The 15,360-nt window shown below is 68.3% G+C and carries 14 protein-coding genes and 1 pseudogene; 8 read left to right on the top strand and 7 right to left on the bottom strand.

Annotation, left to right across the window (positions count from 1 at the left end):
• Positions 1 to 60: 60 nt before the first annotated feature.
• Genes A9X01_RS19905 through A9X01_RS19915 form a run of 3 tightly spaced genes read right to left on the bottom strand, consistent with a single transcriptional unit; the run spans position 61 to position 3,125 of the window.
• Complete coding sequence (locus A9X01_RS19905; RefSeq protein ID WP_065122396.1) at positions 61 to 1,521, bottom strand: YhgE/Pip domain-containing protein; 1,461 nt, start codon at positions 1,519 to 1,521, stop codon at positions 61 to 63.
• 36 nt (positions 1,522 to 1,557) lie between these two features.
• Positions 1,558 to 2,283 (bottom strand): pirin family protein, encoded by a 726-nt coding sequence (locus A9X01_RS19910; protein WP_065122397.1) that lies wholly within the window; start codon positions 2,281 to 2,283, stop codon positions 1,558 to 1,560.
• 20 nt (positions 2,284 to 2,303) lie between these two features.
• Positions 2,304 to 3,125 carry a MarR family transcriptional regulator gene (locus tag A9X01_RS19915; RefSeq protein WP_065122398.1) on the bottom strand — a complete coding sequence of 274 codons (822 nt, stop codon included), beginning with the start codon at positions 3,123 to 3,125 and terminating at the stop codon, positions 2,304 to 2,306.
• A 102-nt stretch (positions 3,126 to 3,227) separates the two neighbouring features.
• On the opposite strand from A9X01_RS19915, the gene A9X01_RS19920 reads away from it, so the two are divergent.
• Entirely contained in the window at positions 3,228 to 4,370 is a 1,143-nt protein-coding gene (locus A9X01_RS19920; protein ID WP_081282488.1) for an NAD(P)H-dependent amine dehydrogenase family protein, read from the top strand.
• Here A9X01_RS19920 and A9X01_RS19925 read toward each other — a convergent pair.
• Both A9X01_RS19925 and A9X01_RS19930 read right to left on the bottom strand, forming a co-directional pair.
• Positions 4,367 to 5,785, bottom strand: a complete 1,419-nt coding sequence (locus A9X01_RS19925; RefSeq protein ID WP_155772184.1) for an alpha/beta hydrolase domain-containing protein — start codon at positions 5,783 to 5,785, stop codon at positions 4,367 to 4,369. The genes A9X01_RS19920 and A9X01_RS19925 overlap by 4 nt on opposite strands.
• Positions 5,782 to 6,897: a sigma-70 family RNA polymerase sigma factor gene (locus A9X01_RS19930; protein ID WP_081282489.1), complete on the bottom strand. Its 1,116-nt coding sequence runs from the start codon at positions 6,895 to 6,897 to the stop codon at positions 5,782 to 5,784. Before A9X01_RS19930 ends, A9X01_RS19925 begins: the two co-directional genes overlap by 4 nt.
• On the opposite strand from A9X01_RS19930, the gene A9X01_RS19935 reads away from it, so the two are divergent.
• From A9X01_RS19935 to A9X01_RS19950, 4 genes are read left to right on the top strand one after another with little or no spacing between them, the layout of a single operon-like run.
• Positions 6,845 to 7,684: an alpha/beta hydrolase gene (locus tag A9X01_RS19935; RefSeq protein ID WP_065122401.1), complete on the top strand. Its 840-nt coding sequence runs from the start codon at positions 6,845 to 6,847 to the stop codon at positions 7,682 to 7,684. The two genes, A9X01_RS19930 and A9X01_RS19935, sit on opposite strands and share 53 nt — an antisense overlap.
• A gap of 43 nt (positions 7,685 to 7,727) precedes the next feature.
• Positions 7,728 to 8,477, top strand: coding sequence for a DUF2786 domain-containing protein (locus tag A9X01_RS19940; RefSeq protein ID WP_065122402.1), 750 nt, complete (start codon positions 7,728 to 7,730; stop codon positions 8,475 to 8,477).
• Complete coding sequence (locus A9X01_RS19945) at positions 8,474 to 8,986, top strand: TIGR04338 family metallohydrolase (RefSeq protein ID WP_065122403.1); 513 nt, start codon at positions 8,474 to 8,476, stop codon at positions 8,984 to 8,986. Before A9X01_RS19940 ends, A9X01_RS19945 begins: the two co-directional genes overlap by 4 nt.
• On the top strand, positions 8,983 to 11,082 hold the full coding sequence (locus A9X01_RS19950) for a glycoside hydrolase family 3 C-terminal domain-containing protein (protein WP_253849230.1): 2,100 nt from the start codon (positions 8,983 to 8,985) through the stop codon (positions 11,080 to 11,082). Before A9X01_RS19945 ends, A9X01_RS19950 begins: the two co-directional genes overlap by 4 nt.
• A gap of 35 nt (positions 11,083 to 11,117) precedes the next feature.
• On the opposite strand, the gene mymT is transcribed toward A9X01_RS19950, so the two are convergent.
• Positions 11,118 to 11,273: a copper-binding metallothionein MymT gene (gene mymT, locus A9X01_RS31480; protein WP_301336949.1), complete on the bottom strand. Its 156-nt coding sequence runs from the start codon at positions 11,271 to 11,273 to the stop codon at positions 11,118 to 11,120.
• A gap of 242 nt (positions 11,274 to 11,515) precedes the next feature.
• Positions 11,516 to 13,222: a dihydroxy-acid dehydratase gene (gene ilvD / locus A9X01_RS19955; protein ID WP_065122404.1), complete on the bottom strand. Its 1,707-nt coding sequence runs from the start codon at positions 13,220 to 13,222 to the stop codon at positions 11,516 to 11,518.
• 123 nt (positions 13,223 to 13,345) lie between these two features.
• Here ilvD and ricR point away from each other — a divergent pair, with 123 nt between their 5' ends.
• The 3 genes and pseudogenes from ricR to A9X01_RS19970 all read left to right on the top strand — a co-directional run.
• Positions 13,346 to 13,636: a copper-sensing transcriptional repressor RicR gene (gene ricR, locus A9X01_RS19960; protein WP_065036245.1), complete on the top strand. Its 291-nt coding sequence runs from the start codon at positions 13,346 to 13,348 to the stop codon at positions 13,634 to 13,636.
• An 82-nt stretch (positions 13,637 to 13,718) separates the two neighbouring features.
• A complete protein-coding gene (locus A9X01_RS19965) occupies positions 13,719 to 14,966 on the top strand; it encodes an MFS transporter (protein ID WP_065122405.1) in 1,248 nt (415 codons plus the stop codon).
• Positions 14,967 to 15,159: 193 nt separating this feature from the next.
• A pseudogene (locus A9X01_RS19970) lies at positions 15,160 to 15,360 on the top strand (L,D-transpeptidase); the annotation flags it as partial.

Raw genomic sequence — 15,360 nt, forward strand, 5'->3', positions numbered from 1 at the left:
TCACATCTGTCACACTGTCAACTTTAGTAACAGGTGCGTGACGGTTAGGGCGCGCCGGAATTACGTTTTCTCGCTTGGGCTTTCGGGCTTCGCGTCCGTCTCGGGTGCGGGGTCGGTTTCAGCTTTGAATTCGGACTCGGGCACGGGTTCGGGTTCGGGTTCGGGCTGGGCCTTTTCGGCTTGAGCCTCCTTGCGCTTGCGCGCCTGATGCTGGGCCTGGTGTTCGGCGGCAATTGCCAGCGCGACAGCCCCCTGGATCCGGTGGAAGCCCTTGCGGTCGTACATTGTGGTGACGATGCCACCCAATAGCAGGCCGATGACCAGCCCGATCGCCGTCATGAGCAGCGCCTGGGACAAGCCGGCTTCGGCGTGGCCATTGAGATAGAGCAGCGACCGCACGCCGAGGAACACCTGATGCATCGGCTCGAACTCGGCCAGCCAGCGGAAGAACGATGGAGTGGCTTCCAGCGGCACCGTCGCGCCCGCCGACGGCAGGCCCAGGATGACGAAGATCAACATGCTGACCAGCAGGCCCATCGAACCCAGCACCGCGATCAGCGAGCTGGACGTGATGCCCACCGCGCTGATCGCGAACACCCCGAACAGCCACAGCTGCCAGCCCTGGGGAATCGGCATGCCGAGCTTGTGGGCGATCGCCATGTAGACGCCGGATGTCAGCAACGCCAGTGTCACCATCAGTCCCCACTTGACCAGCAGGGTGCGGAATCGCGAGATGTGCACCTGCTCGGCGAACCGATAGACCGGGCCGAATTCGGCTGGTACATAACCGAGCATCGAATCGACCAGCGTGCTGACCACGATGCTGCCGGTGAACCCGGCGAGCAGCAGCAGCAGGGCGTAGTAGAACGCCGACAACCCGTTACCGGTGCCGTTGGGTAGCGGGTTGTACACGTTGACTTTGACATCGATCGGGTTGGCCAGGGCCAGCACCGACGCGCCGGCCAGTGGCGCACCGCCGGTTTGGGCCGCCACGTCCGCCGAAAGCCGTTCGCCCACTTTGCCGTTCGCCACGCCGATGGCCTGGGTGAAAGTCTGGCTTGCGATGCTCGAACCCAGCGTGCCGGCCCGCGGATTGGTCGAGATGGTGATGGACGGCCGCTCGGCGCGATTGGCGGTCAGCGCGCTCTCGCCGAGGTCCCGCAACTGCGACGAGAAACCGGGCGGAATGACCAGTTCGCCGTATACCTGGGCTCGGTCCAGCAGTTGCTTCGCCTCGGCCTGCGTGACCAAGCGGACGTCGAACTTCTCCTTGTCCAGGCTGCCCACCATGCCGTCGGCGATCTGCTTGCCGTACGGGCCGGCGTCCTGGTTGACGATCACGATCGGAAAATGCCGCAGGTTCGTCGTCGGATTCAGAATGCCGCCCAGGTACAGCGCGGACAGCGCGGACATCAAAGCCAGGGTGATAACGATCGGCGCCAGCCAGAACCGGACCGTGCGAAGCGCCTTGGTGCTCCGGTTGGGTTTGGGCGCCGCGTGCCGGGCGTGTTTCTGAGACATGCGGGCTCCTGTCTGTCGAGCCCACTCTAATGTCGGTCAGCCGCCCAGCTTCGCGTGCATCTCCCAGACCAGCACCTCGGCGGGCTCCGATGCGATCAGGCGTCGCCCGTCGGTGTCGGTGAGCCGGAGCGCGTCGCCCGGTCCGAGATCCCCGGCACTCTCGCATGTCACCGTCCCGCGCGCCACGAACACATGCAGAAACGGCGCTGCGGGCAGGTCGACGGTGTCGCCGGTGTCCAGTCGGGCGACGTGCAGCGCCGCGGCGCGCTGGTGCAGTGTGATGGCGGCGTCGTGTCGGGCGATGCCCGAGGCGATGGTGACCAGCCCGCCGCGCAGCAGGTGGTCGTCGATCTGCTGCTGCTGATAGCCCGGCACGATGTTGGACTCGTCGGGTTGGATCCACATCTGTACGAAATGCACTGGCCGCGTGGCGGAATCGTTCTTCTCCGAGTGCAGGATTCCGCTACCGGCCGACATACGTTGCGCCAGACCGGGATAGATCACGCCCTGATTGCCGGCGGAATCCCGGTGCGCCAGTTCACCTTCCAATACCCAGGTGACGATTTCCATATCGCGGTGCGGGTGGGTGTCGAAGCCGGTGGCCGGTGCCACGACGTCGTCGTTGTTCACCAGCAGCAGCCCGTGATGGGTGTTGTCTGGGTCGTAGTGGTCGCCGAAAGAGAACGAGTGTCGGGACTCCAGCCATGGTGTCCTGGTGACGGACCGTTCGGCGGCGCGCCGAATATCCACGGTGGCAGACATGACACTCACAGTAGTGACAGTTACGTCGGCGCGGACAGCAGCCGCTGGGCATGGCGCAACGTTGTCTCGAGCTCGGCCAGCGTCATGCCGACGGCGCCGCCGAGGTGAATCTCGATCTGATACTCCGGCTGGCCGTCCCGACCGAAGATTGGCAGCACCACGAATTCCGTTGCGCTCAACTCGGTTTCGAGTATGTCGGTCACGGACCGCAGCGTCATCATCGTCATCAGCGCGGTGAGTTGGCGGGTCACCCGCTCGGTGGGCCCCAGTGATGCCAGCACGGCGGCCAATCGGTCGTGCAGCGATTGGTGGGTGTCATCGAACCGCCATGCGCCATAGCCGCGGGCCCGGATATCGGCCAGCACGCGACGATGCCCGGCGACCTCGGCGGGCGTCGGCGGTGGCGTCACCCTGCGCAACCATGCCTGCACGGACTCGTCGTCGCGCCATGCCATGGCGACCAGCCCGAACGGCGGGTCGATGCCGAAGCGCTGACCGACGGCGTGTTCTGGGTCGGTGCCATGTCCGACGGCGTCGATGGTGACCAGGTGCCGTTCGCCGATCTTGGACATCGAGCAACCCGTGCCGAGCGTGCCGTGCAGGAAGTTCAGCGCATCACGACCCCGGTCCAGCAACGGGAACTGGCGCCGTAACCCATGCACCAGTCCGAACAATCCGCTGCCCAGGGCGTAGCGGCGGTCGTCGCGCCGGGCCACCCAGCCGCGTCGTTCCAGTTCGGTCAGGATCAACGAGCAGGTCGAGGTGCTGATCCGGCAGTGCTTGGCCAGCTCTGCCGAGGACCGCGGACCGGGCGAATCCGCCAGCGCGGCAAGCACATCCATCACCCTGGCCGTCGGCGGCGACTTCGCGGTTGACGTCACCGGTATCGGCTCCCTACCATCCGTCCGAAATATAGCTATAGCAGTCCTAATAATAGGAGAAAAATGCTGAAAGTGGGGGTGTGGGGGCCGGGATCGATGGGTCTGATCGCGCTGCGTGGGGTCATCGACCATCCGCAGCTGCAGTTGGTGGACCTGGTGGTGCACAGCGATGCCAAGTCCGGTCGGGACGCCGGCGAACTCTGTGGCGTGCCGCCCGTGGGCGTGGTAGCAACCCAGGATCCCGCGGCAATGCTGGCCGGTGACGCCGACGTGGTCGTGTATGCCGCCGCCGCGAACCTGCGCCCGGTGGAAGCCATTGCCGACATGGCCTCGATCCTGCGGGCCGGCAAGAACGTGGTGTCGTGCTCGGTGGTGCCGCTGGTGTTCCCGGATGCACCGGAACCGGAGGGTCAGGCGCTCACCGAGCCGCTGCGGGAGGCGGCCCTGGCCGGCGGCGCCTCATTTTTCACCACCGGCATCGACTCGGGATTCGCCAACGATGTTCTGCCACTTGTGCTCACGGGTGTGTCGCGGGTGATCGAGTCCGTGCGGGTGACGGAGATTTTCAACTACGCCACCTATCCGGACCGGGCCGCGGTGTATGAAATTCTCGGCTTCGGCCAGCCGCCGGAAGTCACTCCGTTCGCCGCTACGCCGGGGATCTTCACCTTCGGCTGGGGTCCGGTGCTGCATCAGTTGGCCGCCGGGTTGGACATCAAGCTCGACCGCCTCGAGGAGAACGTCGAACGCGTGGCCAGTCCGACGGCCTTCGATACGCCCACCGGCCACATCGACGCCGGCACCATCGCGGCGATGCGCTCCACTCTGACCGGCTACGTCGGCCAAACGCCGACGCTGGTCGTCGACCATGTGACCCGGATGCGCGACGACATCGCACCGGACTGGCCGCAGCCGCGCATCAGCATCGAGCCCAAAGACCTGGGCTTCGGGCCGGCCTCCGGGCGCGGCCTGTATCGCGTGGAAATCGACGGATCCCCGAGCATGCGGTGTGAATTCGAGATGGCCGAGGACCGCGACCACGACCTCGGTGCCCGCATTGCGGGTGCATCGCGCATGGTCAACGCGATCCCCGCGGTGTGTGCGGCCAAGCCCGGGCTGCTGTCCGCCCTCGACCTGCCGTTGGTCACCGGCGCGGGCCTGGTGCGCGCGGTGGACGGCCCGCCGCCGGACAGTCGGCTGTTCTAGCGGCCTGGGTAGGACGCGGCCGCGAGCTGCAGGATCTCCTCGCGATCTGCGGCCAGGATGAAACCGGATTGGATGGCCCGGTCGAGTGCGTCGGTGAAGCTTGCGACGTAGTCCTCGGCTCCGCCTGGGTAGAGGCGTTGCAAGGTCGCGTCGTCGAAGGGCTCACCGGACCCGAAGATGGCCGCCATGATGTTCTCGTCGCTGGTGACCCCGGTGGTGCGGGCGATCGGTACATCCACCCACGGGGTGCGCACGCCGCCCTCGGCGATGCCGTGGGCATCGAGCACCGGCTCGGGATGGCCGTCGCGATGGTTACTGTCGCGCACGGTGAGCGGCGGGCCGCTCGGCGGCGGGGCGCCGGTGCGCACCCAGGTGTCGAGCGCGGCCAACGATGCCTGGACCACGTAGTGATGTTGCGGGCCGAAATTGATGAAGTGCTCGAGCTGCTGACCCATCAGGTTGTCGGTCGGCGCCCATGCGGCCACCAGCGCTTCGAGCGGCGCGGAGCCCGAATCGATGGCCGCGACCTGGATCGTGTAGTTGTCGGCGTGCGCGGCGCCGGCGATCTCCCACACCCGCAGCAGGTCGTGGTCGGGTTGGCGTGCCCCGTAATAGCCCTGCCGTCCGGCGCCGTACAGGTCGGTTTCGGTGATGATCGCCATCAGCGGTACCCGCAGATCCGGCCGGAACTTCACCGCGGGTGCCGCGCTGGCGTTTTGCAGTTCGTCGAAGATCGAGCTGCTGTCCAGCGGCCCGACGGGCCCCAGCCGGGAATGCACCAGGAAACCGTCATACGCCTCAACCAGCGGGTCGACCGCGTTGATGTAAGTGGTGAGGAACATCGCCGACTGAGATTCGCCCAGCGCGATCACGTGTTCGGCGGTCACCCCGCCCAGCACGCCGTCAGCCCCACTGTCCCGGACCAGGTCGCCGATCTGGGAAAAGATGTCGTAGGCGAACGCGTCACCGGGATGGCTCAGGGCGGCGTAGCGCGTCGGGTTCTGGCTCTTGAGGGACAGATCGAAACCGAGCAGGTTCTGCCCGCCGTCCACGCCCACCTTCTGCGCCGAGACGGTGACGTAGGCATAGCCTGCGCGCAGCACCTCGCGGTGGGCCATCATCCACACCGCGGGAGCGTCGATGCCGCCGCTGACGTTGAGCCATTCCACCAGCGCCGTCCCGTTGAACCGGGCCGGATCGGCCGGGGTGAGAACCACGATCCGGGTGGTGTATTCGGCGGTGTCCTTGGGGGTTACGCTCCACCGGCCGTCTTGGCCCGGTTCGGAATCCGGGGCGAAGGACGAGGCCGTCCCGGACACGAAGAATTCCTGCGCGACGTAGCCCGCCTCGCCGAGGTCGAAGCCGCCCAGCAGCAGCGTCGGCGTCCCGGCCACCGGCGTCACATCCGGCTTCACAGCGACTCCGGCAGGCCGAATTTGGCGAACAGGGAGCCGTCGAGGAAGGCCACCACGTGGGACACCCCGTCCGGCCGGATGTCGAGCACGTGCAGCTGGAACGGCACGTGGTGCTCGCCGGCGCGCATGTACATGGCGGCGCCGGGCTGCCCGTTGGCTTCGAACGGGATCATCCGCATGTCGCCGGGCAGCTCGGCCGGGCACTGCTGATGGATGAGGGCGATGATGTCACGCGCGCCCTGGTACCAGCCGGTGTAGGGCGGCATCTCCCAGATCGCCTCGGCGGTGAACAGGTCGACCAGCTTGTCGATGTCATAGGACTCGAAGGCGGCGATGTAACGGGCCAGCAGGTCTTGTGCCTCGGCCGAATCCGGCGCCACCAACCGATCGTCGGCGCTGGGCGCGACGGCGTCCATCTGGCTGCGGGCCCGTTGCAGCAGACTGTTGACGGCGACCGTGGAGGTGCCGATCGCTTCGGCGACCTCAGCCGCCTTCCACTGCAGCACGTCGCGCAGCAACAGCACCGCGCGCTGCCGAGGCGACAGATGCTGCAGCGCGGCGACGAAGGCCAGCCGCACCGATTCCCGGGAACCGACGATGTCCGACGGGTCCTCTGCCGCTTGCGGAAGTGGTTCCAGCCAGGGCACTTCGGCGCGCTCAACCAGCTCGTCCGTGGGGTCTGAGCTGGGCGCGCCCAGCCCCGTCGGCAACGGCCGCCGCTGCCTGCCCTCCAGTGCGGTGAGGCAGGTGTTGGTGGCGATCCGGTGCAGCCAGGTGCGCACCGAGGACTTCCCCTCGAACCGGTCGAAGGATTTCCAGGCCCGCAGCAGCGTCTCCTGCACCAGATCCTCCGCGTCATGCAGGGAGCCGGTCATCCGGTAGCAGTGCGCGAGCAGTTCACGACGGAAGGGCTCGGCATGGGCGGAGAAATCCCCACCGGGCCCGCCCGGGCTTTCGCCAATTGGATTCTCAGCGAGGACACTCACCCGTCTGAGGTTACGCAGCGTCTCTGACAAACACAGCGAGAGGAGCGTTCGGCAAACCCGTAAGCTGCCCGTGATGACTACCACCCGTTCTGAACGGACCTTCGACGGCGTCGGCGGCGTGCGCATCGTCTACGACGTTTGGACCCCGGATGTTCCGGCGCGTGCAGTGGTGATCCTTGCGCACGGCTTCGGCGAACACGCCCGCCGCTACGACCACGTCACGCAGCGGTTGGGCGCGGCCGGCCTGATCACCTACGCCCTCGATCACCGGGGCCACGGCCGCTCCGGCGGCAAGCGGGTGTTGGTAAAGGACGTCGCGGAGTTCACCGCCGACTTCGACACCCTGGTCGGCATCGCCACCCGGGAGAACCCGGGCGCCAAGCGCATCGTGCTCGGGCACAGCATGGGTGGCGCGATCGTGTTCGCCTACGGAGTGGAACGGCCGGACAACTACGACCTGATGGTGCTGTCCGCGCCGGCGATCGCCGCCCAGGAGATGGTGCCGGGCGTGGTGGCGCTGGCCGCCAAGGTGCTCGGCGTGCTGGCGCCCGGCCTGCCGGTGCAGGCTCTGGACTTCAACGCCATCTCACGGGACCCCGACGTGGTGAGCGCCTACAACAACGACCCGCTCGTCTACCACGGCAAGGTCCCAGCCGGGACCGGCCGCGCGTTGCTGCAGGTGGGCGAGACGATGCCGCAGCGGGCCCCGGCCCTGACGGCCCCCATGCTGGTGGTGCACGGCACCGGGGACACGCTGATACCCATCGAGGGCAGCCGCCGCCTGGTGCAGTGCGTGGGTTCGGCCGACGTCGCGCTGAAGGAATACCCCGGGCTGTACCACGAGGTGTTCAACGAGCCCGAGCAGAACCAGGTGCTCGACGACGTGGTGTCGTGGATCAATCTGCGCCTGTGAATAGCGAACTCGAGATGTCCGGGGGCTGCGTTAGTTTGGCGACATGACCGACGACAAGATGTTGTCCCGTATCGCGGCGTTGCTGCGTCAGGCCGAAGGCACCGACAATTCCCACGAGGCGGACGCTTTCCTCAGCACCGCCCAGCGGTTGGCCACCGCATCGTCCATCGACCTGGCGGTGGCGCGCTCCCATTCGGCGAACCGCTCGGCCGCCCAGGCCCCGACCCAGCGCACCATCACCATCGGTGAGGCGGGCACTCGTGGCCTGCGTACCTACGTGCAGCTGTTCGTGCTGATTGCCGCCGCCAACGACGTGCGCTGCGACATCGCGTCCAACTCGACGTTCCTCTATGCGTATGGCTTCGCCGAGGACATCGACGCCACGCATGCCCTCTACGCCAGCCTGGTGGTGCAGATGGTCCGGGCCTCCGATGCCTACCTGGCCACGGGTGCACACCGGCCCACCCCGACCATCACCGCGCGGCTCAATTTCCAGCTGGCCTTCGGGGCGCGCGTGGGCCAGCGGCTGGCCGAGGCTCGCGAGCAGGCCCGCGAGGAGGTGACCAAGGACCGCAGTCGCGCGCCGGGCACCGCGATCGCGTTGCGGGACAAGGAACTTGAGCTGAAAGATTACTACCGCAGCGCATCGAAGGCGCGCGGTACCTGGCAGGCGCACCGGGCCTCGGCCGGATACTCGTCGGCGGCGCGCCGCGCCGGTGACCGGGCCGGCCGCCGGGCCCGGTTGGGCGACAGTCCCGAGCTGCCCGGGGCGCGCACCGCGCTGGGCCGGTGACGCGGGCCGAACCATCCGGGCGCGACTCGCAGCGCGCCAAGGTTTACGCGGCCGAGGAATTCGTGCGGCTGATGTTCGACCGTGCCACCGAGCGCGGCTCGCCCAGCGTGGAGTTCTTCGGCACCCAGCTGACTTTGCCGCCCGAGGGCCGGTTCGCCTCGGTGGCCTCGGCGCAGCGGTACGTCGACGAGGTGCTGGATCTGCCGGCGGTGCGCCAACAATGGCCCGGCGTCTCGGCGCCGCGGGTGCGGGCCCGGCGGGCCGCCACCGCCGCGCACTACGAAAACCGCGGCGGCGCAGGCGTTATCGCTGTCCCCGACCGGGTGAGCGCCGGCTGGGCGATGCGCGAGCTGGTGATACTGCATGAGGTCGCCCATCACCTGTGTCAGGAACCCCCGCCGCACGGCCCGGCCTTCGTGACGACCATGTGCACGCTGACCGAGCTGGTGATGGGGCCCGAGGTGGGCCATGTGCTGCGTGTCGTCTACGCGAAGGAAGGGGTGCGGTGAACGAACGGGCCGATCCTGATGCGCGGGCGCGCGAAGTTGAAGCGGAGCTGACCGACGACGAGCGCCTCGCCCTGGTGGTCGGCGTGATGGGCGCCGGGGACTTCTGGCCGCTGCGCGACGAGCGGATACCGCCGGACGTGCCGATGAGCGCCGCATACGTGCCTGGCGTTCCCCGGCTGGGCGTGCCCGCGCTGCGGATGAGTGACGCCGGCCTGGGCGTGACCAATCCCGGGTTCCGGCCCGGCGACTCCGCCACCGCGCTGCCGGCGGGACTGGCGTTGGCGGCCACCTTCAATCCGGCGCTGGCCCGGGCCGCCGGGGCGGTGATCGGGGCGGAGGCGCGCAGCCGCGGCCTCAACGTACAGCTGGCCGGCGCCATGAACCTGGCCCGCGACCCGCGTAATGGCCGCAACTTCGAGTACTTCTCCGAGGATCCGTGGCTGACCGGGCTGCTGGCCGCCGAGCAGATCATCGGGATCCAGCGGCACGGGGTCGTCTCCACGGTCAAGCACTTCTCGCTGAACTGCAATGAGACGAACCGGCACTGGCTGGACGCGGTGATCGATCCCGACGCGCACCGCGAATCCGACCTGCTGGCCTTCGAGATCGCCATCGAGCGCGGTGAGCCCGGCGCGGTGATGGCGGCCTACAACAAAATCAACGGTGAATACGCCGCCTCGAACGACGTCCTGCTCAATCGGATACTCAAGGGCGCCTGGGGATTTCGGGGCTGGGTGATGTCGGACTGGGGTGGGACACCGGGCTGGGAGTGCGCGCTTTACGGATTGGATCAGGAGTGCGGCGCTCAAATCGACGCGATCCTGTGGCAGGCCGAGGCATTCGGTGAGCCGCTGCGCGCCGCCCTCGCCGACGGCCGGTTGCCCAAGCAGCGGTTGTCGGACATGGTCCGGCGGATCCTGCGGTCGATCTACGCGGTCGGACTCGACCGGTGGGGCGCCGCGCCCGAACCGGATATGCAGGCGCACAACGACATTGCGTTGGAGATCGCGCGGCAGGGCATTGTGTTGCTGCAGAACCGCGGCGTGCTGCCCCTGACGTCCCCCGGGCGCATCGCCGTCATCGGTGGTTATGCGCAGCGCGGGGTGCCGGCCGGTTTCGGTTCCAGCACCGTGCTGCCCGCCGGCGGCTACGCCGACGTGATCCCGATCGGTGGGGCGGGCTTGGAGGCGGGCTTCCGCAATCTGTATCTGCTGCCGTCGAGCCCGCTCGACGAACTGCGAAGGTTGTTCGGCCAGGCCCAGATCGACTTCGACCCCGGCATCAGCCCGGCGGAGGCGGTGCCGGTCGCGCGGGCGGCCGACGTGGTGATCGTGTTCGCGGTCCGGGCCGAAGGTGAGGGTTTTGACAGTGCCGATTTGTCGTTGCCCTGGGGCCAGGACGCTCTTATCGCCGCGGTTGCCGCGGCCAACCCGAACACGGTGGTGGTGCTCGAGACCGGCAACCCGGTGGCGATGCCGTGGCGGGACTCGGTCAACGCGATCGTCCAGGCCTGGTACCCCGGGCAGCAGGGCGGCCGCGCGATTGCGGAAATCATTGCCGGACAGGTCAATCCGTCCGGGCGGCTGCCGCTGACCTTCCCCGTCGACCTGGACCAGACACCGCGGCCGGAGTTGGGGACACCGACCACCATCGAGTACTCGGAGGGCGCCGAGGTCGGGCATCGCTGGTTCGCCGCCACCGGCCGGACCCCGTTGTTCGCGTTCGGACACGGGTTGTCCTACACGAGCTTCGAGTATCGCGACCTCGAGGTGACCGGCGGCGGCACCGTCACGGCTTCCTTCAACGTCGTCAACATAGGGGACCGCAGCGGCAGCGATGTGCCGCAGCTCTATCTGACCGGCGCGCCGGATGGGCGACGACTGCGGCTGCTCGGGTTCGAGCGGGTCGAGCTCGAGCCCGGCGAATCGCGGCGGGTGAGCATCGAGGCCGACCCACGCCTATTGGCTCGCTACGACGGCCGGGCGCAGTGCTGGCGGGTCAGCCAGGGCCGCTATGCCGTTGCGGTCGGGGCCTCTGCGGCGGCGATGGATTTGGCAGCAGAAGTAGAGGTGGCCGGCCGTACGTTCGGACGCTGAGGGGCGCACCCGTACGCACGACCGGCCAACCGGGCCTACTGGACGGGAACGAGTTCCGCGCCGCAGGTGCACCGGTACGGTTCGTTGGCGTTGGAGCAGTGGCAGGGGACCTCGACACGGACGCGACAGCCACAGCCCTCGTGGCCACAGCTCAGCAGGGTGCCGGCTTCGTTGGTTGCCATTCGAATCACCTTCATTCGTCGTCGGTTTCTTGCGCCCTCAGTATATACCCCTCGGGGGTAAGGGTAAACATGCCCGCTGGCGCAATTCGGGTCGGCGGTTCCCGCAACCGTTCGAGTTCTCACCGAATGCGACGACGCCCGGGTCGCCGCGAGACAACGCAGGCGACGGGGGGACACCCGCGCCTGGACACCGCGATGCTGCGAACCGTCGGTGGCAAGGGCCGGGACGGGTTCGCGATGGCGCTGGTGCGTCAGCCGCAGACCGCGCCGATGGCCGCCGACCCGACCAGCTTGACGTACTTGGCCAGCACGCCGGTCTTGTAGCGCGCCGGCGGGGGAGTGAATCCCTCTCGGCGCGCGGCGAACTCGTCGGGATCCACCAGCACGTCCAGGGTGTGGTTTGCGACGTCGAGCCGGATCCGGTCGCCGTCGCGCAGGAACGCAATGGGGCCGGCATCCACGGCCTCGGGCGCGATGTGGCCCACGCACAGGCCGGTCGTCCCGCCGGAGAACCGGCCGTCGGTGAGCAGCAGCACGTCCTTGCCCAGCCCGGCGCCCTTGATGGCGCCGGTGATGGCCAGCATCTCGCGCATGCCGGGGCCACCCTTCGGGCCCTCGTAGCGGATCACCACGGCGTCACCATGGGTGATGGTGCCGTCCTCGAGCGCGTCCAGCGCCGCCCGCTCACCGTCGAAAACCCTTGCGGTGCCTTCGAACACGTCGGAATCGAAGCCGGCGGACTTGACCACCGCACCCTCCGGCGCCAGCGATCCGCGCAAGATGGTGATGCCACCGGTCGGGTGGATCGGGTTGTTCAGCGCGCGCAGCACCTTGCCGTCCGGGTCCGGTGGCGCGATGTCGGCGAGATTCTCGGCCACGGTCTTGCCGGTCACCGTCAGGCATTCGCCGTGCAGCAGGCCGGCGTCCAGCAGCGCCTTCATTACCACCGGCACCCCGCCGATGTGGTCGACGTGCGACATCACGTGCCGGCCGAACGGCTTGACGTCGGCCAGGTGCGGCACCTTCGAGCCGATCCGGCTGAAGTCGTCCAGCGTCAGCTCGACCTCGGCTTCGTGCGCGATGGCCAGTAGGTGCAGCACCGCGTTGGTCGACCCGCCGAACGCCATCACCACCGCGATGGCGTTCTCGAACGCCTCCCTGGTCAGGATGTCGCGGGCGGTGATGCCGTGGCGCAGCAACTCGACGACGGCCTGGCCGCTGCGCCGGGCGAACCCGTCCCGGCGGCGGTCGGTGGCCGGCGGGGCGGCGCTGCCCGGCAACGACATGCCCAGGGCCTCGGCGGCGCTGGCCATCGTGTTGGCGGTGTACATGCCACCGCACGCGCCCTCGCCGGGGCAGATGGCCCGCTCGATGGCGTCGACATCATCACGGCTCATCAGCCCGCGCGCGCAGGCGCCGACCGCCTCGAAGGCGTCGATGATGGTGACCTCGCGCTCGCTGCCGTCGGACAGCTTGGCCACCCCGGGCAGGATCGATCCGGCGTAGAGGAACACCGAGGCCAGGTCCAGGCGGGCCGCGGCCATCAGCATCCCGGGCAGCGACTTGTCGCAGCCGGCCAGCAGCACCGAACCGTCGAGGCGCTCGGCCTGCATCACGGTCTCGACGCTGTCCGCGATCACCTCACGCGACACCAGCGAGAAATGCATGCCCTCGTGACCCATCGAGATGCCGTCGGACACCGAGATCGTGCCGAACTCCAGCGGGTAGCCGCCGGCGGCGAAAACGCCTTCTTTGACGGCCTTGGCCAGCCGGTCCAGGGAGAGGTTGCACGGCGTGATCTCGTTCCAGGACGACGCGACGCCGATCTGCGCCTTGGCGAAGTCCTCGTCGCCCATGCCTACCGCCCGCAACATCCCACGCGCGGCGGCCTTCTCCAGACCGTCGGTAACGTCGCGACTGCGGGGTTTGATGTCAGCTTGCTCGACGGGAGGGGTCATGGTGCAAGTATGCGGTGCGGCGCGATCCCGCCAAAATCAATTAACCACGCGGCCTGATACCCTAGCGGGGTATAGAATGGTCCGGCAACCCACCCGTCCGCCCGGTATTCGTTTGGAGAGCAGATGACCACACCACACGGATACACGCAGCAGAAGGACAACTACGCCAAACGGCTGCGTCGCATCGAGGGTCAGGTGCGCGGTATCGCGCGCATGATCGACGAGGACAAGTACTGCATTGACGTGCTCACTCAGATCAGCGCCGTCAACAGCGCGCTGCGGTCGGTGGCGCTGAATCTGCTCGATGAGCACCTCAACCACTGCGTCACCCGGGCGGTGGCCGAAGGCGGTGACGAGGCCGACGACAAGATCGCCGAGGCGTCGGCGGCGATTGCGCGCCTCGTTCGTTCCTGATCTGGCGTGTTGGCGGGGTAAAGCGGGGTAAAGCCCCGCTGGGTGCGTACCGTGAGGACAACGCGCACCTGCGTCTCACACTATGACTGCCATGACTGCCGAACCCGGAACCACCGCGCGAACGTGGACGCCACGGATCGCGGTGCAGCTGGTGGTGCTGGCCTCGGCGGCCTTCATCTACGTCACCGCGGAATTGCTGCCGGTCGGCGCGCTGTCGGCAATTGCCCGCAACCTCAACGTGAGCCTGTTTTGGGTGGGCACGCTGCTGTCCTGGTATGCCCTGGTCGCGGCGGTGACGACGGTTCCGCTGGTGCGCTGGACCGCGCACTGGCCGCGCCGCCGGACGCTGCTGCTGAGCCTGGTCTGCCTGACCGTGTCGCAACTTATTTCGGCGGTGGCGCCCAACTTCACGGTGCTGGCCGCCGGACGGGTGCTCTGCGCGGTCACGCACGGCCTGCTGTGGTCGGTGATCGCGCCGATCGCCACCCGGCTGGTGCCGCCGAGCCACGCCGGCCGGGCGACCATGTCGATCTATATCGGAACCAGCCTGGCGCTGGTGATCGGCAGCCCGCTGACCGCGGCGCTGAGCCTGATGTGGGGCTGGCGGCTGGCGGTCGTCTGTGTGACCGTCGCGGCCGTGCTGGTCACCGTGGCGGCCCGGTTGGTGCTGCCGGAAATGGTGCTGACCGACGACCAGCTGCAATGCGTCGGCCGGCAGGCCAAACATCACCGCAACCGGGGGCTGGTCCTGATCAGCCTGGTCACCATGATCGGCGTCACCGGCCACTTCGTCTCCTACACCTACATCGTGGTGATCGTCCGCCAGATCGTCGGTGTGCGCGGACCCAATGTGGCGTGGCTGCTGGCCGCGTACGGCATCGCCGGGGTGCTGGCGGTGGCGCTGGTGGCGCGGCCGCTGGACCGACGGCCCAAGGGCGCGATCATCTTCTGCATGGCCGGGCTGACGGCTGCCTTCGTCCTGCTCAGTGCGCTGGCCTACGGCTGGCACCGCTCGGCCTTGACGGCGCTGGTGGTCGGGACCGGTGCGATCGTGCTGTGGGGTGCGATGGCCATTGCGGTGCCGCCCATGCTGCAGTCCGCGGCGATGCGCGCGGGTGCCGACGACCCGGACGGGGCATCCGGGCTGTACGTGACGGCGTTCCAGGTGGGCATCATGGCCGGATCGCTGGCCGGCGGTTTGCTGTACGAGCGCAGCGTGGCGATGATGCTCACCGCGTCGGCGGGTCTGATGGGTGTCGCGCTGGTGGCGATGACGGCGATCAGACCGATCGTCGATGCCCCGCCCGTACCAGATTCTCAGGGCGAGTAACACCGCTGGTCAAGGCCGTGAACCGCGGTGCGTAACGGTCCTGTGGCGTTCGCCGAATGGCTAACTGGGGGTTCCGTTGTGCCACACTGGGGCGAGAATTTGACCGGAGGGAATCAATATGGCGCGCTGGATCACAGGCCGCCCGAAGGGGTGGCGGACCGCTAGAGTCGCCGCCGCTGTCAATGCTTGCGGCGTGGTCGCGGTGCTGATGTTGGGCGCCGGGCCGGCCCTGGCGGACCCCGAGGACGCGCCGGCCGATCCCGGCCCCGTGGTCGGCCCCGCCGAGCCGCTGCCGCCCGGTCCGCTGGCGCTGCCACCGCTGCCCGACCCGCTCGCGCCGCCGCCACTTCCGGGTGACCCGGCAGCAGTCCCGGCCCCCCCCCCGGGCGGGGTC

Origin of the sequence: Mycobacterium asiaticum (assembly GCF_001668675.1) — a bacterium.
Lineage (GTDB): Bacteria > Actinomycetota > Actinomycetes > Mycobacteriales > Mycobacteriaceae > Mycobacterium > Mycobacterium asiaticum_D.

Excerpts from the sequence above, each read along its gene's own strand:
- ricR (WP_065036245.1), top strand. The coding sequence starts at position 13,346 with ATGACCACACCACACGGATACACGCAGCAGAAGGACAACTACGCCAAA.
- A9X01_RS19910 (WP_065122397.1), bottom strand. The coding sequence starts at position 2,283 with ATGTCTGCCACCGTGGATATTCGGCGCGCCGCCGAACGGTCCGTCACC.
- A9X01_RS19965 (WP_065122405.1), top strand. The coding sequence starts at position 13,719 with ATGACTGCCATGACTGCCGAACCCGGAACCACCGCGCGAACGTGGACG.
- A9X01_RS19915 (WP_065122398.1), bottom strand. The coding sequence starts at position 3,125 with ATGGATGTGCTTGCCGCGCTGGCGGATTCGCCCGGTCCGCGGTCCTCG.
- A9X01_RS19905 (WP_065122396.1), bottom strand. The coding sequence starts at position 1,521 with ATGTCTCAGAAACACGCCCGGCACGCGGCGCCCAAACCCAACCGGAGC.
- A9X01_RS19935 (WP_065122401.1), top strand. The coding sequence starts at position 6,845 with ATGACTACCACCCGTTCTGAACGGACCTTCGACGGCGTCGGCGGCGTG.
- A9X01_RS19920 (WP_081282488.1), top strand. The coding sequence starts at position 3,228 with ATGCTGAAAGTGGGGGTGTGGGGGCCGGGATCGATGGGTCTGATCGCG.
- A9X01_RS19940 (WP_065122402.1), top strand. The coding sequence starts at position 7,728 with ATGACCGACGACAAGATGTTGTCCCGTATCGCGGCGTTGCTGCGTCAG.
- A9X01_RS19930 (WP_081282489.1), bottom strand. The coding sequence starts at position 6,897 with ATGCGCACGCCGCCGACGCCGTCGAAGGTCCGTTCAGAACGGGTGGTA.
- ilvD (WP_065122404.1), bottom strand. The coding sequence starts at position 13,222 with ATGACCCCTCCCGTCGAGCAAGCTGACATCAAACCCCGCAGTCGCGAC.